At 65.6% G+C, this 13395-nt stretch carries 16 protein-coding genes; 10 read left to right on the top strand and 6 right to left on the bottom strand.

Annotated features, from left to right (window positions below):
* Positions 1–84 precede the first annotated feature (84 nt).
* Entirely contained in the window at positions 85–1089 is a 1005-nt protein-coding gene (locus KHP16_RS22195) for a GGDEF domain-containing protein (RefSeq protein WP_109585023.1), read from the top strand.
* 7 nt (positions 1090–1096) lie between these two features.
* Here KHP16_RS22195 and KHP16_RS22190 read toward each other — a convergent pair whose 3' ends face one another.
* Genes KHP16_RS22190 through KHP16_RS22180 form a run of 3 tightly spaced genes read right to left on the bottom strand, consistent with a single transcriptional unit; the run spans position 1097 to position 3751 of the window.
* Positions 1097–1570, bottom strand: a complete 474-nt coding sequence (locus KHP16_RS22190; protein WP_211961133.1) for a RidA family protein — start codon at positions 1568–1570, stop codon at positions 1097–1099.
* 60 nt (positions 1571–1630) lie between these two features.
* The gene (locus tag KHP16_RS22185) at positions 1631–2380 is read right to left on the bottom strand and encodes a creatininase family protein (protein ID WP_109585025.1); all 750 of its coding nucleotides are present in this window, start codon (positions 2378–2380) and stop codon (positions 1631–1633) included.
* A gap of 27 nt (positions 2381–2407) precedes the next feature.
* Positions 2408–3751 carry an MFS transporter gene (locus KHP16_RS22180; protein ID WP_211961132.1) on the bottom strand — a complete coding sequence of 448 codons (1344 nt, stop codon included), beginning with the start codon at positions 3749–3751 and terminating at the stop codon, positions 2408–2410.
* A 143-nt stretch (positions 3752–3894) separates the two neighbouring features.
* On the opposite strand from KHP16_RS22180, the gene KHP16_RS22175 reads away from it, so the two are divergent.
* The 6 genes from KHP16_RS22175 to KHP16_RS22150 all read left to right on the top strand — a co-directional run bounded on the left by KHP16_RS22175 (position 3895) and on the right by KHP16_RS22150 (position 8332).
* Positions 3895–4824 (top strand): LysR family transcriptional regulator, encoded by a 930-nt coding sequence (locus tag KHP16_RS22175; protein WP_211961131.1) that lies wholly within the window; start codon positions 3895–3897, stop codon positions 4822–4824.
* Positions 4825–5029: 205 nt separating this feature from the next.
* Entirely contained in the window at positions 5030–5845 is an 816-nt protein-coding gene (locus tag KHP16_RS22170; RefSeq protein WP_115954191.1) for a transporter substrate-binding domain-containing protein, read from the top strand.
* Between the two features lie 10 nt (positions 5846–5855).
* Positions 5856–6524 (top strand): amino acid ABC transporter permease, encoded by a 669-nt coding sequence (locus KHP16_RS22165; RefSeq protein WP_109585029.1) that lies wholly within the window; start codon positions 5856–5858, stop codon positions 6522–6524.
* Positions 6521–7177, top strand: coding sequence for an amino acid ABC transporter permease (locus KHP16_RS22160; protein ID WP_109585030.1), 657 nt, complete (start codon positions 6521–6523; stop codon positions 7175–7177). Before KHP16_RS22165 ends, KHP16_RS22160 begins: the two co-directional genes overlap by 4 nt.
* On the top strand, positions 7158–7889 hold the full coding sequence (locus KHP16_RS22155) for an amino acid ABC transporter ATP-binding protein (RefSeq protein ID WP_109585031.1): 732 nt from the start codon (positions 7158–7160) through the stop codon (positions 7887–7889). The genes KHP16_RS22160 and KHP16_RS22155 overlap by 20 nt, the downstream gene beginning before the upstream one ends.
* 191 nt (positions 7890–8080) lie before the next feature.
* Positions 8081–8332 carry a hypothetical protein gene (locus tag KHP16_RS22150; RefSeq protein ID WP_109585032.1) on the top strand — a complete coding sequence of 84 codons (252 nt, stop codon included), beginning with the start codon at positions 8081–8083 and terminating at the stop codon, positions 8330–8332.
* Between the two features lie 10 nt (positions 8333–8342).
* On the opposite strand, the gene KHP16_RS22145 is transcribed toward KHP16_RS22150, so the two are convergent.
* The 3 genes from KHP16_RS22145 to KHP16_RS22135 all read right to left on the bottom strand — a co-directional run bounded on the left by KHP16_RS22145 (position 8343) and on the right by KHP16_RS22135 (position 10518).
* Positions 8343–8759, bottom strand: coding sequence for a BLUF domain-containing protein (locus KHP16_RS22145; RefSeq protein ID WP_109585033.1), 417 nt, complete (start codon positions 8757–8759; stop codon positions 8343–8345).
* 18 nt (positions 8760–8777) lie between these two features.
* Positions 8778–9524 carry a GTP cyclohydrolase I gene (gene folE, locus KHP16_RS22140; RefSeq protein WP_109585034.1) on the bottom strand — a complete coding sequence of 249 codons (747 nt, stop codon included), beginning with the start codon at positions 9522–9524 and terminating at the stop codon, positions 8778–8780.
* A gap of 67 nt (positions 9525–9591) precedes the next feature.
* Entirely contained in the window at positions 9592–10518 is a 927-nt protein-coding gene (locus KHP16_RS22135) for a LysR family transcriptional regulator (protein ID WP_109585035.1), read from the bottom strand.
* 103 nt (positions 10519–10621) lie between these two features.
* Here KHP16_RS22135 and KHP16_RS22130 point away from each other — a divergent pair, with 103 nt between their 5' ends.
* From KHP16_RS22130 to KHP16_RS22120, 3 genes are all read left to right on the top strand, one after another.
* Positions 10622–11788, top strand: coding sequence for a CaiB/BaiF CoA transferase family protein (locus KHP16_RS22130; protein ID WP_109585036.1), 1167 nt, complete (start codon positions 10622–10624; stop codon positions 11786–11788).
* Positions 11789–11812: 24 nt separating this feature from the next.
* The gene (locus KHP16_RS22125) at positions 11813–12271 is read left to right on the top strand and encodes a MaoC family dehydratase (protein ID WP_109585037.1); all 459 of its coding nucleotides are present in this window, start codon (positions 11813–11815) and stop codon (positions 12269–12271) included.
* Positions 12272–12366: 95 nt separating this feature from the next.
* Positions 12367–13386, top strand: a complete 1020-nt coding sequence (locus tag KHP16_RS22120) for a Bug family tripartite tricarboxylate transporter substrate binding protein (protein ID WP_109585038.1) — start codon at positions 12367–12369, stop codon at positions 13384–13386.
* The last annotated feature ends 9 nt before the right edge of the window (positions 13387–13395 follow it).

Below are 13395 nucleotides of genomic sequence, written 5' to 3'. Positions count from 1 at the left end.
GGCAAGTCGGTGAGGGGGCGTGATGGAACCGGCGAGGCAAAGTGCTTAAAATGCTTCCCATTGCCATGCCCATGGAAGCTGCCGATGCAGGTGCCCCCGAAACTGCCGGATGAAGCGGCCCGTCTGGCCACGCTGCGTTCCCTCAACCTCCTCGACACCTCCGCCGAGGAGCGCTTCGATCGGGTCACGCGGCTGGCCAAACGCCTGTTTGACGTGCCGATCGCGCTGGTCAGCCTTGTCGACGAAAACAGGCAGTGGTTCAAGTCATGTCAGGGCCTCGACCAGCGCGAGGGGCCGCGCAGTACGTCCTTCTGCGGCCATGCGATCTGCAGCGACGATGTGCTGCTGATTCCCGATGCTTCGCTGGACCTGCGCTTCCATGACAACCCCCTTGTCACAGGCGATCCCCATATCCGGTTCTATGCCGGGCGGCCGCTCGCGGCGCCCAATGGTGCCAAGCTAGGCACGCTGTGCCTGATCGACCGGCGGCCGCGCACGCTCGATGGCGAGGACATGGCGCTGCTGCACGATCTGGCCGACATGGCCGAGCGGGAGCTCGCGGCGGTGCAAATGGCGACGATCGACGAGTTGACATCGCTCTCGAACCGGCGCGGCTTCGCCATGCTGGCGCAGCATGCTCTCGATATGTGCCGGCGCTTCCTGCGTCCGGCGACGCTCGTTTATCTCGACATGAACGGCTTCAAGGCCATCAACGACCGGTTTGGCCATGCCGAGGGAGACCGGGCGCTGGGCGCGTTCGGGGTGGCATTGCGCACGGCATTCCGCGACTCGGACCTGGTCGCGCGCATGGGCGGCGACGAGTTCGCGATACTGCTGACCGACACCGATGTCGACGGCGCCGCCGAGGCGCTCGTGCGGCTGCGCAGCCATGTCGAAACGTGGAACGGCGGCAATGCGCGCGCCTACGCGCTCGATTTTTCCGCGGGGGTTATCGCGTTCGATCCCGCGCGCCACATGGACGTGCAGGACCTGATGGCCGAGGCCGACCGCGCGATGTATGCGCAGAAGGCGCAGCGCAAGCGCCGGCGCGCGCCGTCATCGTCGCGCGGCCGGTCGTCGGCGGCTTAGCGGGGCATCAGGCGCCCGCCGGCTTATCCACTACCTCCACACACGCCTCGATTTCCACGCACGCCCCGAGCGGGATCTGCGCCACGCCAAACGCCGAGCGCGCGTGGCGGCCGCGTTCGCCGAATACCTCCGCCAGCAATTCCGACGCGCCATTCGTGACGAGGTGCTGCTCGGTGTAATCCATCGTCGAGTTGACGAGGCTCATGACCTTGACGATGCGCGTGACGCGGTTGAGGTCGCCCAGATGCGAGTGCAGCGTGGCCAGCAGGTCGATGGCCACGCGGCGCGCCGCAACCTTGCCTTCCTCCGTGGCCATCGTCGCGCCGAGCTTGCCGGCCCACACGGCGCCGTCGCGCTTGGCGATATGGCCGGACAGGTACACCACATTGCCGGTCTGGGCGCTCATCACATACGCGGCGGCGGGGGCGGCAGCGGCCGGCAGTTCGATGCCCAGCGCGGCCAGCTTGTCATAGACGTTCATGGTTCCTTTCGGGTCTGATAAGGGATAAGCGATGCGCGATACGGGATAGGAGTCACTCGCTCAGTCCGGCTTGCCTTCGCTGCCGAACGCCGCCAGTTCCTTCACGAGGCTGCGCGCGGCCAGTTCGACCAGGGCGCCGCCTTTCTCGGGCGTTGCCAGTGCGGGGTTGGAACCGATGCGGCCATCGGGGAAGCGCGCGCGGAAGTCGCGGGCTTCGCGGATGGGGCCGTTCGGCGCGATCGGCGGCGAAAAGTCCGCGGTCTTCTTCAGTTCCGGGTAGGCCCATTGCGTGACGGCGATCTCTGAAGGCGTGGCGTGCGAGCCGTGGCCTTCGGGGAATTGTTCGCGCGCGAGGTCGCCCACGCCTTCGAGGTCCCACCAGTTGACGAGCTTCAACGCAAAACCTGCCTCGCGCCTGACGAAGCTCGATTCCGCATAGATCTCGGAGAACGCGGCCTCGATCGAGGCGATATTGCCGCCGTGGCCGTTGAGGAACAGGATCTTCTCGAAGCCATGTACGGACAGCGAGCGGATCCAGTCGGTAATCGCGGCGATGAAGGTGCTTGGCCGCAGCGAGATCGTGCCCGGAAAGCCGAGGTGGTGCTGCGCCATGCCGATGTTGAAGGTTGGCGCGACCAGGATGTCCGACTGCTTGTCTGCTTCGCGCGCGATGATCTCGGGGCACAGCCAGTCCGTGCCCAGCAGGCCGGTCGGGCCGTGTTGCTCGTTGGAGCCGATGGGCACGACGACCGTGCGGCTGCGCTTGAGGTAGGCCTCGATCTCGGGCCAGGTCGAAAAAGATAACAGCATGCGATGCTCCTTGTTGCGCGGGAAGCGTTAGCGGGAAGTGGGAACCGTCGAGGCGGTTGCGGGAGTGGCTGGCGTGGCGGCACTGGCGGCCGCCTTCGGGAGTTTGTTGGCGAAGACGATCAGCGCGGCGACGACCGGCAATACTGCCATCATCAGCACGCCAAGGTGCAGGTTGCCGGTCGCGGTCTTGGCCCAGCCGATCATGGCCGGACCCCAGAAGCCGCCGGACAGGCCGATGGTGTTGATGAGGGCGATGCCGCCGGCCGCCGCCGGGCCCTTGATATATTCGGGCGGCATGGCCCAGAACACGGTATAGGCCATCCACAGGCCCATCGTGGCGACGGTCAGCAGGGCGAGCGAGACATACAGATGACCGTCCGCCAGCGTGGTGCAGGCGAGGATGGCGCCGGCGCCGAGCGCGGGCAGCGCGCAGTGGAAGCGGCGCTCGCCGAGTCGATCGGAACGGCGGCCCATGTAATACATGCCGAACGCGGCGGCGATGTACGGGATGGCGGCATACCAGCCAACCTGCACGAGGTCGGTGACGCCCTGCGCCTTGATGATGGTCGGGAGCCAGAAGCTGATCGCGTAGATCGCTGCGATGATGCAGAAGTAGGCGAACGCGAGGACGTAGATGCGCAAATCCCTGGCCACGGCGAGGAAGGAGTGGCCGTGCGCGGTGTGGGGGCCGAGCGCCGATTCCAGCAGCGCGCGCTCTCGGTCGGTTAGCCAGCTGGCGTCGGCGGGGCGATTGGGGATGAGCCGCAGCGCCACGATGCCAAGCACGATGCAGGGCAGGCCTTCGACCAGAAACATCCACTGCCATCCGGCGAGCCCCGCGTGGCCGGCAAGCGCGGTCATCAGCCAGGCCGAGACCGGCGCGCCGACGATGCCGCCGATCGGACCGGCGAGGAACACGATGGCGATCGCGCGCGCCATGCGCTGCGGACCGTACCAGCACGACAGGTAATAGATCATGCCGGGCGCGAAGCCGGCTTCGAACACGCCGAGCAGGAAGCGCATGGCGTAGAACGTCGGCACATCCCGCACGAACAGCATGCAGGCGGAGGTGATGCCCCAGAGTACGAGGATGCGGCTGAAGGTCTTGCGCGCTCCGACGCGCGGGAGCATGAGGTTGCTCGGGATCTCGAACAGCACGTAACCGATGAAGAAGATGCCGGCGCCGACGCCATAGGCCGCGTCGGAGAAGCCAAGGTCGCTTTGCATCTGCAGCTTGGCGAAGCCGACGTTCACGCGGTCCAGATACGCAAACAGATAACAGACAAGCAGGAACGGAAGGAGTCGGAAGTTGATCTTCCGGTAAAGCGCCGAAATCTCGTCGACGACTCCCGTGCTTGAAATTGCCAGCATGCCTGTCTCCTGTGGGGTGCTGTGTCGATAATGGCAAACGGTTACCCTGCTACCAAGAGCAACTAAGTTCACAGTTCGTTCTGATTTGAGCAACGCAAGACGGAATGCGGTATCGTTTCGGGCGGGCAAGAACGGGAGCGGGGATGCGGGAAATCAATCAGCAGCGGCTGCGGTACTTCCGCGAGGTGCTCGTGCACGGCACGATCCGCGGGGCGGCGGACGCACTCAATACGTCGCCGTCCGTCATCACACGGCAGGTCAAGCTGCTCGAAGACGAGCTGGACGTGACCTTGTTCGAGCGGATGCCGCGCGGTGTCCGGCCGACCGAGGCGGCGCTCCATCTGCTGGAGTTCTGGCAGGGCTACCGCTCGCATCAGGAAAAGCTCGAGGACCAGCTGCATGCGCTCAAGGGGCTGCAGCAGGGACGCGTGACGCTGGCCATCAGCGAAGGGTTCGTCGATCCGCTCGTGAACCAGGTGCTGGCGCCATTCTGCGCGCAGTACCCGAACCTCGACATCGAGATGCAGATCCTCCCGGTCGACGACGTATTGAACGAGGTGGCCGAAAGCCGCGCGCATATCGGGCTGGCCTACAATCCGCCGCCGCACGCCAATGTCGTTTATCGCGCCAGTTCCCCGCAACCGGTGGTGCTGCTCGCGCGGCCGGACCATCCGCTGGTGACCCGTGGGGGCAGCGCGGGCATTCGTGAGTTGCTCGATTACCCGCTGGCGCTCATGCCGGCGTCGTTCGGCATCGGCCATGCGGCCAGGATGGTCGAATTCGCCGAAAACGTGACGATCCGCGCGACGCTCGTCACCAATTCGCTCACCGCGCTCAAGCAGTTCGTGGCCTACGAGAACTTCGTCACACTGATCGGCGCGTTTGCCGCGTACCGGGAAATCGCGGCGGGCACCCTTGCCGTGGTGCCGATCGAGCATCCGCTGTTCCAGGGGGTGCAGGCGCGGCTGCTGGTCAAGGATGGGCGGCCGTTGCCCGCGGCGGCATTGGAATTGCTCAATCATTTGCTGCGGCACATGCCGATGTTCGCGCCACGCCCGGGGGATGCGCCTTAGCGGTGCCGACCGAATGCGCCGCACCGATATGGTGCGGATAAATCGTTCGCCGTGTGCGTTGGCGACGATCGTATGCACGTCCGTGGGGCGGTGCGGGTCTGCGGCCGTCTGCGATTGCAATCAAATATTGCATACAAAGCTGGCATGCCGTTTGCGTTGTCAGAAGCCATCGACAATCCGCCTCTGACAAAAGGACCTGCCGCTAATGTCTCCGAAAGCCTTCGCCAATCGCGCACGCCGCGCCTTCCTGCTGGCCACCGCGGCCGGCGCCTGCCTCGCCAGCCTGACGCTGTCCGCACCGGCCCGCGCCGATGCGCTGGATGACGTGACCAAGGCCGGCGTGCTGCGCGTGGCCGTGCCGCAGGACTTTCCGCCGTTCGGTTCGATTGGCGCGGACATGGCGCCGCAGGGCCTCGACATCGACGTGGCCGCGCTGATGGCCAAGAAGATGGGCGTCAAGCTGCAACTCGTGCCCGTGACGAGCACGAACCGCGTGCCGTACCTCCAGACGAAGAAGGTGGACCTGATCATCTCGAGCCTCGGCAAGAACCCCGAGCGCGAGAAGGTGCTCGACTTCTCGGAAGCCTATGCGCCGTTCTATAACGGCGTATTCGGCCCGGCCGACATGGCTGTCAAGACGGCCGCCGATCTGGCGGGCAAGACCGTGGGCGTGACGCGCGGGGCGGTGGAAGACCTCGAACTGAGCAAGATCGCGCCGGCCAATGCCACGATCAAGCGTTACGAGGACAACAACGCCACCATCTCGGCGTTCCTCTCCGGGCAGGTACAACTGATCGCCACCGGCAACGTGGTGGCCTCGGCGATCATCGCCAAGCATCCGCCCAAGACTCCGGAGACCAAGTTCCTCATCAAGAATTCGCCGTGCTTCATCGGCCTGAACAAGGGCGAGACGCGCCTGCAGGAGAAGGTCAACGCGATCCTGGCCGAATCGAAGAAGGACGGTTCGCTGAACTCGCTGTCGATCAAGTGGCTGCTGCGTCCGCTGCCGGCACAACTCTGATGCACGGCTAATGGCATATCAGTTCGATTTCGGGTCGATCCTCGGGTACACCGACGTCCTGGCCAAGGGCGTCGCCGTGACCGCGCAGCTGACGCTGACCGGAGGCGTGCTCGGCGTTGCCGTGGCCATCTTCGGCGCGTGGGCGCGCACCGAGGGGCCGCGCTGGTTGCGCGCGGTAGTAGGGGCGTATGTGGAGGTCATCCGCAATACGCCGTTCCTGATCCAGCTGTTCTTCATCTTCTTCGGGCTGCCCAGCCTCGGCCTGCAGTTGCCCGAGATGGTGGCGGCGTCGCTGGCAATGGTGATCAATCTCGGCGCCTATGGCACGGAGATCGTGCGCGCGGGCGTGGCGGCGACGCCGAGGGGTCAGTATGAAGCGGGCGCGAGCCTCGCGATGTCGCGGGTGCAGGTGTTTCGGCACGTGGTGCTGCGTCCGGCCTTGCAGAAGATCTGGCCCGCGCTGTCGAGCCAGATCGTGATCGTGATGCTCGGCTCGGCGGTATGCTCGCAGATCGCGGCGCAGGATCTCACGTACGCGGCCAACTTCATTCAGGGCCGCAATTTTCGCGCGTTCGAAGTGTATCTGGTCAGCACGCTGATCTATCTGGGGCTCGCATTGCTGCTGCGGCAGTTGCTGCGCGCACTGGGGCAGCGCCTCTTCAGCAGGACCTCCCGATGATTGAATTTTCGTTGTGGGACATCGTCCGCAACCTGCTGCTGGCGGCACGCTGGACCGTGCTGCTGTCGCTGGTCGCGTTCGTGGGTGGCGGCTTTGTCGGCCTGCTGGTACTGCTGGGCCGCACGTCCCGGCGCGCATGGGTGCGGCGCGTGATGTCGGTGTATATCGAGGTGTTCCAAGGCACGCCGCTGCTGATGCAGTTGTTCCTCGCGTTCTTCGGGCTCGCGCTGTTCGGCATCGATGTGCCGGCGTGGCTCGCGGCCGGCCTCGCGCTGACGCTCTGGACCGCGGCGTTCCTCGCCGAGATCTGGCGCGGCTGCGTGGAGTCGATTCCGCGCGGCCAGTGGGAAGCGTCGGCCAGTCTGGCGATGGGGTACGTGCAGCAGATGCGCCACGTCATCCTGCCGCAGGCGCTGCGTATCGCCGTGGCGCCGACGGTGGGCTTTGGCGTGCAGGTGATCAAGGGCACGGCGCTCGCATCGATCATCGGGTTCACGGAGCTGTCGAAGGCCGGCACGATGATCGTCAACGCGACGTTCCAACCCTTTACCGTTTATGCGGCCGTGGCGCTGATGTACTTCGCGCTCTGCTGGCCGCTCTCGCAATACAGCAGGAAGCTCGAGGAGAAGTTCCATGGCGCTCATCGCCATTGAGGATGTCCGCAAGTCGTATGGCGCCAACGAGGTGCTGAAGGGAGTCTCGCTGTCGGTGGAGCCGGGCGAGGTCATTGCGATCATCGGCAAGAGCGGCTCGGGCAAGAGCACGCTGCTCCGTTGCATCAACGGGCTCGAGCAGATCGACTCCGGTGCCATCACGGTGGCGGGCGCGCATCTGGCCAACAGCGAGCTGCAACTCCGCGCGCTGCGGCTGAAGGTCGGCATGATCTTCCAGCAGTTCAACCTGTTTCCGCATTTGAGCGCGGGACGCAACGTCATGCTGTCGCCGATGATCGTCAAGGGCACGCCCGAGGCGAAGGCGCGCGAACTCGCGGAGACCAACCTCGCGCGCGTGGGGCTGTCCGCGAAGTTCGACGCCTATCCCGATCAGTTGTCCGGCGGCCAGCAGCAACGCGTGGCGATTGCCCGGGCGCTCGCGATGGAGCCGATGGCGCTGCTGTGCGACGAGATTACCTCCGCGCTCGATCCGGAACTCGTCAATGAAGTGCTGCAGGTCGTGCGCGGGTTGGCGGCCGACGGCATGACGCTGCTGATGGTCACGCACGAGATGCGCTTTGCGCGCGAGGTGTGCGATCGGGTGGTGTTCATGCATCAGGGGAGGGTGCACGAGATCGGCGCGCCGGAGCGCGTGTTCTCGAATCCGCAGACGCCGGAGCTCCAGCAGTTTCTCGGGATGGTCACCGCCTGACGTTGACGTGAGTGTGGATACCTGAGCGCTCAGGAACGAGCAACGCGGTCCGCACAATACTCGATACGAGATTGGGGTCTTCGCGCGTGACATACGCATGGACGGAATTTGTGGCAGGCTCCACTCGCGTGCGTGCGCATTCGGCTCTCTCGATGCGCGCACGCTGACCTACCCCCGCATGGAGGTGTGCCATGACGCAACGTCAATTCGATCAATTCCCGTCCAACGAGCAGCAGGATGTGGCGGCGGTTGTCCAGCTAGTCGGCTTGATGCCGCAGGACTTCCAGATTTTCGATGTGAATGGCACGTCGGCGCGCCAGGTGACCGTCAGGCGCCAGAGTACGGGCGCGGCCAGTGTCTATGACGCCGGGCCGGGCACCGCGTGGGTGGAGGAATTCGAGAGCGACCTCGAATGCGGCCTGTTTGGCCAGGTCTCGCATTGACGCTCGGGCGTTAGACGATCGACGCGCCTGCAACCAGTTCCTTGAGCAGCGATAGCGATGCCGCGGCAGGCATGCGGTAGGGATCGAGTTCGCCCTGCGCCGAGTATTTCAGCAGCGTGGCGGGGTTGAGCTTGCCCACATTGACGCGGCCCATCGACCAGACCGAGAACTCGCGCTCGAGGATTTCGGAGAAGTCGAGCAGGACGATGTCGGTGTGGCGCGTGTCGCGGCCGATGTTCAGGAACAGCCGGGACACCGCCGCGCGGTCGCCTTCGAGCGCCTGCAGGAAGACGCCATTGCCGTGACACAGCACGCCCGTGATGCCATGGCGCGTGTTGCCGGACAGGCTCGTCTCGAAAATCGCTTCGAGGGTGGCGGCGCCGAGGGGTTCCGTGGCGCGGCTCGCGTAGAGCAGACGGACTAGCATGGGTGCTGGTCTCCGGGGTCAGCCTTTGTTGAGGTGCAGCAGCGTGAGGAACTCGCGGCGCAGCTTGTCGTCCTTGAGGAACGAGCCGCGCATCACGCTGTTGGTCATCTTGGCGTCGGTATCGCGCACGCCGCGCCAGTGCATGCAGAAGTGCTCGGCTTCCATGACGATGGCCAGCCCGTCGGGATTCATCTTCTCCTGCAGCAGGTCGGCGACCTGCGCGACCGCTTCTTCCTGGATCTGCGGCCGGCACATGATCCATTCGGCAAGGCGCGCGTACTTCGACAGGCCGATGAGGTTGGAATGCCGGTTCGGCATCACGCCGACCCATAGCTTGCCGATGATCGGGCACAGGTGGTGCGAGCATGCGCTCCGCACGCGGATCGGACCGACGATCATCAGCTCGTTGAGCTGCTCGACGTTCGGAAACTCGGTCGTCTCCGGCGCGCGCGCATAACGCCCCGCGAAAATTTCCTTGAGGTACATCTTGGCCACGCGCCGCGCGGTCTCACGCGTGTTGTGGTCCTGATCGACATCGATCACGAGGGTGCGCAGGACCTCCTCGAGACGCGCCTGCACTTCGGCCTGCAGCGCATCGAGCTCGCCGGGCTCGATGAACCTGGCGATGTTGTCGTTCGCGTGGAACCGCTCGTTGGCGGCCAGCAGCCGCGCGCGAATCCGCTCGGAAACGCCACCGACGGGCGTGCCCGACAGAACGTCGTCGGCGGAAACGGCGCGGGGCGCGGGTTGATCCTGATCTGACATGTAAACCGCTGTCTATGGAGAGGCGCCATCGTGCGCAATGCTTCACTATATGGCAGTTCGAATGTCCCTACAACCGTGCGGGCGCCCCTTCCGCGGCCGGCGTCTGCGCGGCAACCCGCCTTGCCGCCGCCAGGAACTGCTGGACGTGGCGGTCGTCCGTGTTCTGCCGGGTGGCCAGGGCGATGCCGATGCGGGCGGCGGGGCGGGGGGTGGTGAGGCGGAGGAAGCGGACGCGGCGGTTTGTGTAGCGGGCGGTGACGCCCGGGACGAGCGCGACGCCGAGGCCGCTTTCCACCAGGCTGACGATCGTTTGTACCTGCACGGCTTCTTGGGCGATGCGGGGGACGAAGCCAGCCTGCTGGCACAGCAGCATGGCCACCGCTTGCAGGTTCGGGACGTCGGCGCTTGGATGCATGATGAAGGGCTCGTTCGCCAGCGTTTTGAGCGCGATGCCCGCTTGCCGCGCGAACGCGCTGTCGGCCGGGACGGCCGCGACGAAGGTGTCGGACTCCAGCGGCAGCAGCGAGAATGGGCCGCTGGTCAGGATAGGAAAGCGCACGAGGCCCGCGTCGAGCTGGCCGCGTTCGATGCGGTCGAGGATCGAGGCCGAGGTCGATTCGTGCAGGATCAGCTCGATGCCTGGATGCGCGTCGCGAAACGCCGGAATCAGCTTGGGCAGCAGCGCATAGGTCGCCGACCCGACGAAGCCGATACGCAGCGCGCCGCGTTCTCCATGCGCGGCGGATACCGCGGCCGCGCGGGCCTGATCGGCGTGGAATAGCGCCCGACGCGCGTCGTTGAGCGCGGCGTCCCCGGCCTGCGTCAGCCGCACCCCGCGTGTGGTGCGGACGAACAGCGGCGTACCCAGTTCGGCTTCGAGCTTGCGGATCGAGATCGACAGCGGAGGCTGGGCCATGTGAAGGCGCTCGGCCGCGCGGTGGAAGTTGCCCGTTTCCGCGAGCACGACGAACTGCTGCAGCTGACGCAGGTCCATGGCGATATCGATGCAATATCGGTTATTAAAAAACTAATATTAGACGGAATACCATCGGCTGCACTAGTCTGTTGCCTCGAACCGATAATCAGGAGACGCTGGCATGTTGCCCCTCACCGGAATTCGCGTGGTCGATCTGTCGACCGTGGTCATGGGCCCCTATGCGAGCCAGTGGCTGGCGGACCTTGGCGCGGAGGTGATCAAGGTGGAGACGCCGGACGGCGACTCCACGCGCCGCACCGGTCCCGCGGCCGAAGATGGCATGTCGGCGATCTTCCTGGGCGTCAATCGCAGCAAGAAGAGCGTGGTGCTGAACCTGAAGCAGCCCGCAGCGCAGCAGGCCCTGCACCGGTTGCTCGAGACCGCCGACGTGTTTCTCCACAGCATGCGGCCGCAGAAGCTCGGCAAGCTCGACCTCGATCCCCAGAGCGTGATGGCGCGGCATCCCCGGCTGATCTACGTGAGCCTGCTTGGGTTTGCGGAAGAAGGACCATACGGCGGCCGCCCCGCCTACGACGACATCATTCAGGGCCTGTGCGGCAATGCGGCGCTGATGGCCGCGCAGACGGGTACGGTGCGCTATTTTCCGACGATCGCGGCGGACAAGACCAGCGGCCTGGTGGCCGCACTGTCGATCTCGGCCGCATTGGCGGGCCGCGAGCGCAATGGCGGCAAGGGCACGATGGTCGAGGTGCCGATGTTCGAGTCGATGGTCGCATTCAACCTCGTCGAGCATCTCTACGGCCAGCACTTCGAGCCGCCCCGCGCGCAGGCCGGCTATCCGCGCGTGCTGGCGCCGCTGCGCCGGCCCTACCAGACCGCGGACGGCTACGTCTGCATGATGCCGTACACCGATGCCCACTGGCGCGACTTTTTCCGCGCTGCGGGCCGCGACGATCTGGCGGCCGATGCCCGCTTTGCCGATATCGCGGCGCGCACGCGGCATATCGAGACGCTGTACGAGATCACCGGTGAACTCGTGCGCGAGCGCGGGACCGACGAGTGGCTCGGTATCTGCGAGGACCTGCAGATACCCGTGGCGCGCGTGAACGGGCTCGACGAACTCGTCGACGATCCGCACCTGCGCCAGACGAAGTTCTTCGACGAGGTGAAGGACTCCGCGATGGGCACGCTGCGGTTCCCGGGCGCGCCCGTGCGTTTCGATGGCGAACGCGGGCACGCGGCGGTGCCGCCGCGGCTTGGCGAGCATACGCGCGAGATTCTCGGCGGCGTTGGATTGAGCGACGCGGAGATCGACGCGCTGCGATAACCACAACGATATTCAGGAGACGACATGACGCAACCCCAACGCCTCGGCCAGGGCTTCTACTGGCAGGACATCACGGAAGGGCAGGTCTTCGAGACCTTCCGCCGCACGGTCACGGAAACCGACCTCGTCAACTTCATATCGGTCACGGGCATGCTCGAGGCCATCTTCATCGAAGCCGGATACGAGGCGGGCGCGATCAAGGGCCGACCGGTGCCGGCGGCGCTGACTTACGCGCTGATCGAGGGCTTCATCCTGCAGACGATGATCCAGGGCACGGGGCTGGCCATGCTCGAACTCACGCAGAAGATCCATGGCCCCGTGCTGGTCGGCGATACCATCGGCGCGCGCGTCACGGTGACGGGCGTGCGGCCGACGTCGAAGAGCGGACGCGCGGTGGTGGACTCGTCGATCGAGGTGTTCAACCAGCGCGGCGAATGCGTGATGACGTACACCGCGCGGCGTTTGCTGGCGGGACGGGAGTAACGGGGGAGGCAACCCGACGGGTGCGCATCCCAGGCTGGCGAATCCAGAGGGTTGCCTCGCAAGCAGTCACGGTTTTTACCGGAGGAGACAACGACATGCCATTCCAGAGCAAAAATGCCGGGCATATCCACATCGCACCGTCGCGCCGCACGCTGCTGCGCGCGCTGACGGGTATCGCGCTGGGCGCGGCCCTCGCGCCGCATGCCGCGCGCGCATCCGACTACCCCGACCGGCCGATCCGGCTCGTGGTGCCGTTTCCGCCGGGCGGGCCGACGGACCTCGTCTCGCGCGTGATTGCCAGGAAGATGTCCGACGAACTCGGGCAGCAGGTGCTGGTCGACAACCGTCCTGGAGCCAATGGCAATATCGGCAACGAGATCGTGGCCAAGGCGCCGGCCGATGGGTACACGGTGCTGTACAACACGTCGTCGATTGCGCTCAGTCCCGCGCTGTACAAGAAGCTGTCTTACGACGTGAAGCGCGACCTGCTGCCCGTGGCGATGACGGCCAACGTGCCGCTCGTGCTCGAGGTCAACGCGCAGGTGCCCGTGAATACCGTGCCGGAGTTCGTCGCGTGGGTGAAGGCCAATCCGGGGAAGTTCACCTATGGGTCGGCCGGCAATGGCAACGTTACGCACTTGACCGCGTTCCTCGTATTGCAGGCGAATGGGCTCAGCGCGGTGCATGCGCCGTACAAGGGCAGCGCGCCGGCGCTGACCGATCTTGCGAGCGGGCAGGTGCAGTTCATGACCGACACGATCAATTCGTCGCTGCCGTTTATCCGCGACAAGCGCATGAAGGCGCTCGCCGTGACCAGCAGCACGCGCAGCGCGCAGTTGCCGGATGTGCCGACACTCGCGGAGTCCGGCATGCCGGGGTTCGAGGCGGGCGCTTGGCAAGGGATGATGGTCCCCGCGAAGACGCCGCCCGAGGTCGTCAGGAAGCTCAATGCGGCGGTGACGAAGGCGCTGGCGTCGCCGGACGTGCGCGCGAGTCTCGCGCTGCAGGGGGCGGAGCCGCGTGGGTCGTCGCCGGAGGCGTATGGCAAGTATCTGACGCAGGAGCTCGATCGCTGGCAGAAAGTTGTCAGGGATTCGGGCGTGACGCTCGACTGACGCGGCCCC

This window comes from Cupriavidus plantarum, from assembly GCF_905397285.1.
Classification (GTDB): domain Bacteria; phylum Pseudomonadota; class Gammaproteobacteria; order Burkholderiales; family Burkholderiaceae; genus Cupriavidus; species Cupriavidus plantarum.
The sequence above is the reverse complement of the archived record's forward strand: the minus strand, read 5'-3'. Positions and strand labels throughout refer to the sequence as shown.

Excerpts from the sequence above, each read along its gene's own strand:
- KHP16_RS22195 (WP_109585023.1), top strand. The coding sequence starts at position 85 with ATGCAGGTGCCCCCGAAACTGCCGGATGAAGCGGCCCGTCTGGCCACG.
- KHP16_RS22190 (WP_211961133.1), bottom strand. The coding sequence starts at position 1,570 with ATGAACGTCTATGACAAGCTGGCCGCGCTGGGCATCGAACTGCCGGCC.
- KHP16_RS22185 (WP_109585025.1), bottom strand. The coding sequence starts at position 2,380 with ATGCTGTTATCTTTTTCGACCTGGCCCGAGATCGAGGCCTACCTCAAG.
- KHP16_RS22180 (WP_211961132.1), bottom strand. The coding sequence starts at position 3,751 with ATGCTGGCAATTTCAAGCACGGGAGTCGTCGACGAGATTTCGGCGCTT.
- KHP16_RS22175 (WP_211961131.1), top strand. The coding sequence starts at position 3,895 with ATGCGGGAAATCAATCAGCAGCGGCTGCGGTACTTCCGCGAGGTGCTC.
- KHP16_RS22170 (WP_115954191.1), top strand. The coding sequence starts at position 5,030 with ATGTCTCCGAAAGCCTTCGCCAATCGCGCACGCCGCGCCTTCCTGCTG.
- KHP16_RS22165 (WP_109585029.1), top strand. The coding sequence starts at position 5,856 with ATGGCATATCAGTTCGATTTCGGGTCGATCCTCGGGTACACCGACGTC.
- KHP16_RS22160 (WP_109585030.1), top strand. The coding sequence starts at position 6,521 with ATGATTGAATTTTCGTTGTGGGACATCGTCCGCAACCTGCTGCTGGCG.
- KHP16_RS22155 (WP_109585031.1), top strand. The coding sequence starts at position 7,158 with ATGGCGCTCATCGCCATTGAGGATGTCCGCAAGTCGTATGGCGCCAAC.
- KHP16_RS22150 (WP_109585032.1), top strand. The coding sequence starts at position 8,081 with ATGACGCAACGTCAATTCGATCAATTCCCGTCCAACGAGCAGCAGGAT.
- KHP16_RS22145 (WP_109585033.1), bottom strand. The coding sequence starts at position 8,759 with ATGCTAGTCCGTCTGCTCTACGCGAGCCGCGCCACGGAACCCCTCGGC.
- folE (WP_109585034.1), bottom strand. The coding sequence starts at position 9,524 with ATGTCAGATCAGGATCAACCCGCGCCCCGCGCCGTTTCCGCCGACGAC.
- KHP16_RS22135 (WP_109585035.1), bottom strand. The coding sequence starts at position 10,518 with ATGGACCTGCGTCAGCTGCAGCAGTTCGTCGTGCTCGCGGAAACGGGC.
- KHP16_RS22130 (WP_109585036.1), top strand. The coding sequence starts at position 10,622 with ATGTTGCCCCTCACCGGAATTCGCGTGGTCGATCTGTCGACCGTGGTC.
- KHP16_RS22125 (WP_109585037.1), top strand. The coding sequence starts at position 11,813 with ATGACGCAACCCCAACGCCTCGGCCAGGGCTTCTACTGGCAGGACATC.
- KHP16_RS22120 (WP_109585038.1), top strand. The coding sequence starts at position 12,367 with ATGCCATTCCAGAGCAAAAATGCCGGGCATATCCACATCGCACCGTCG.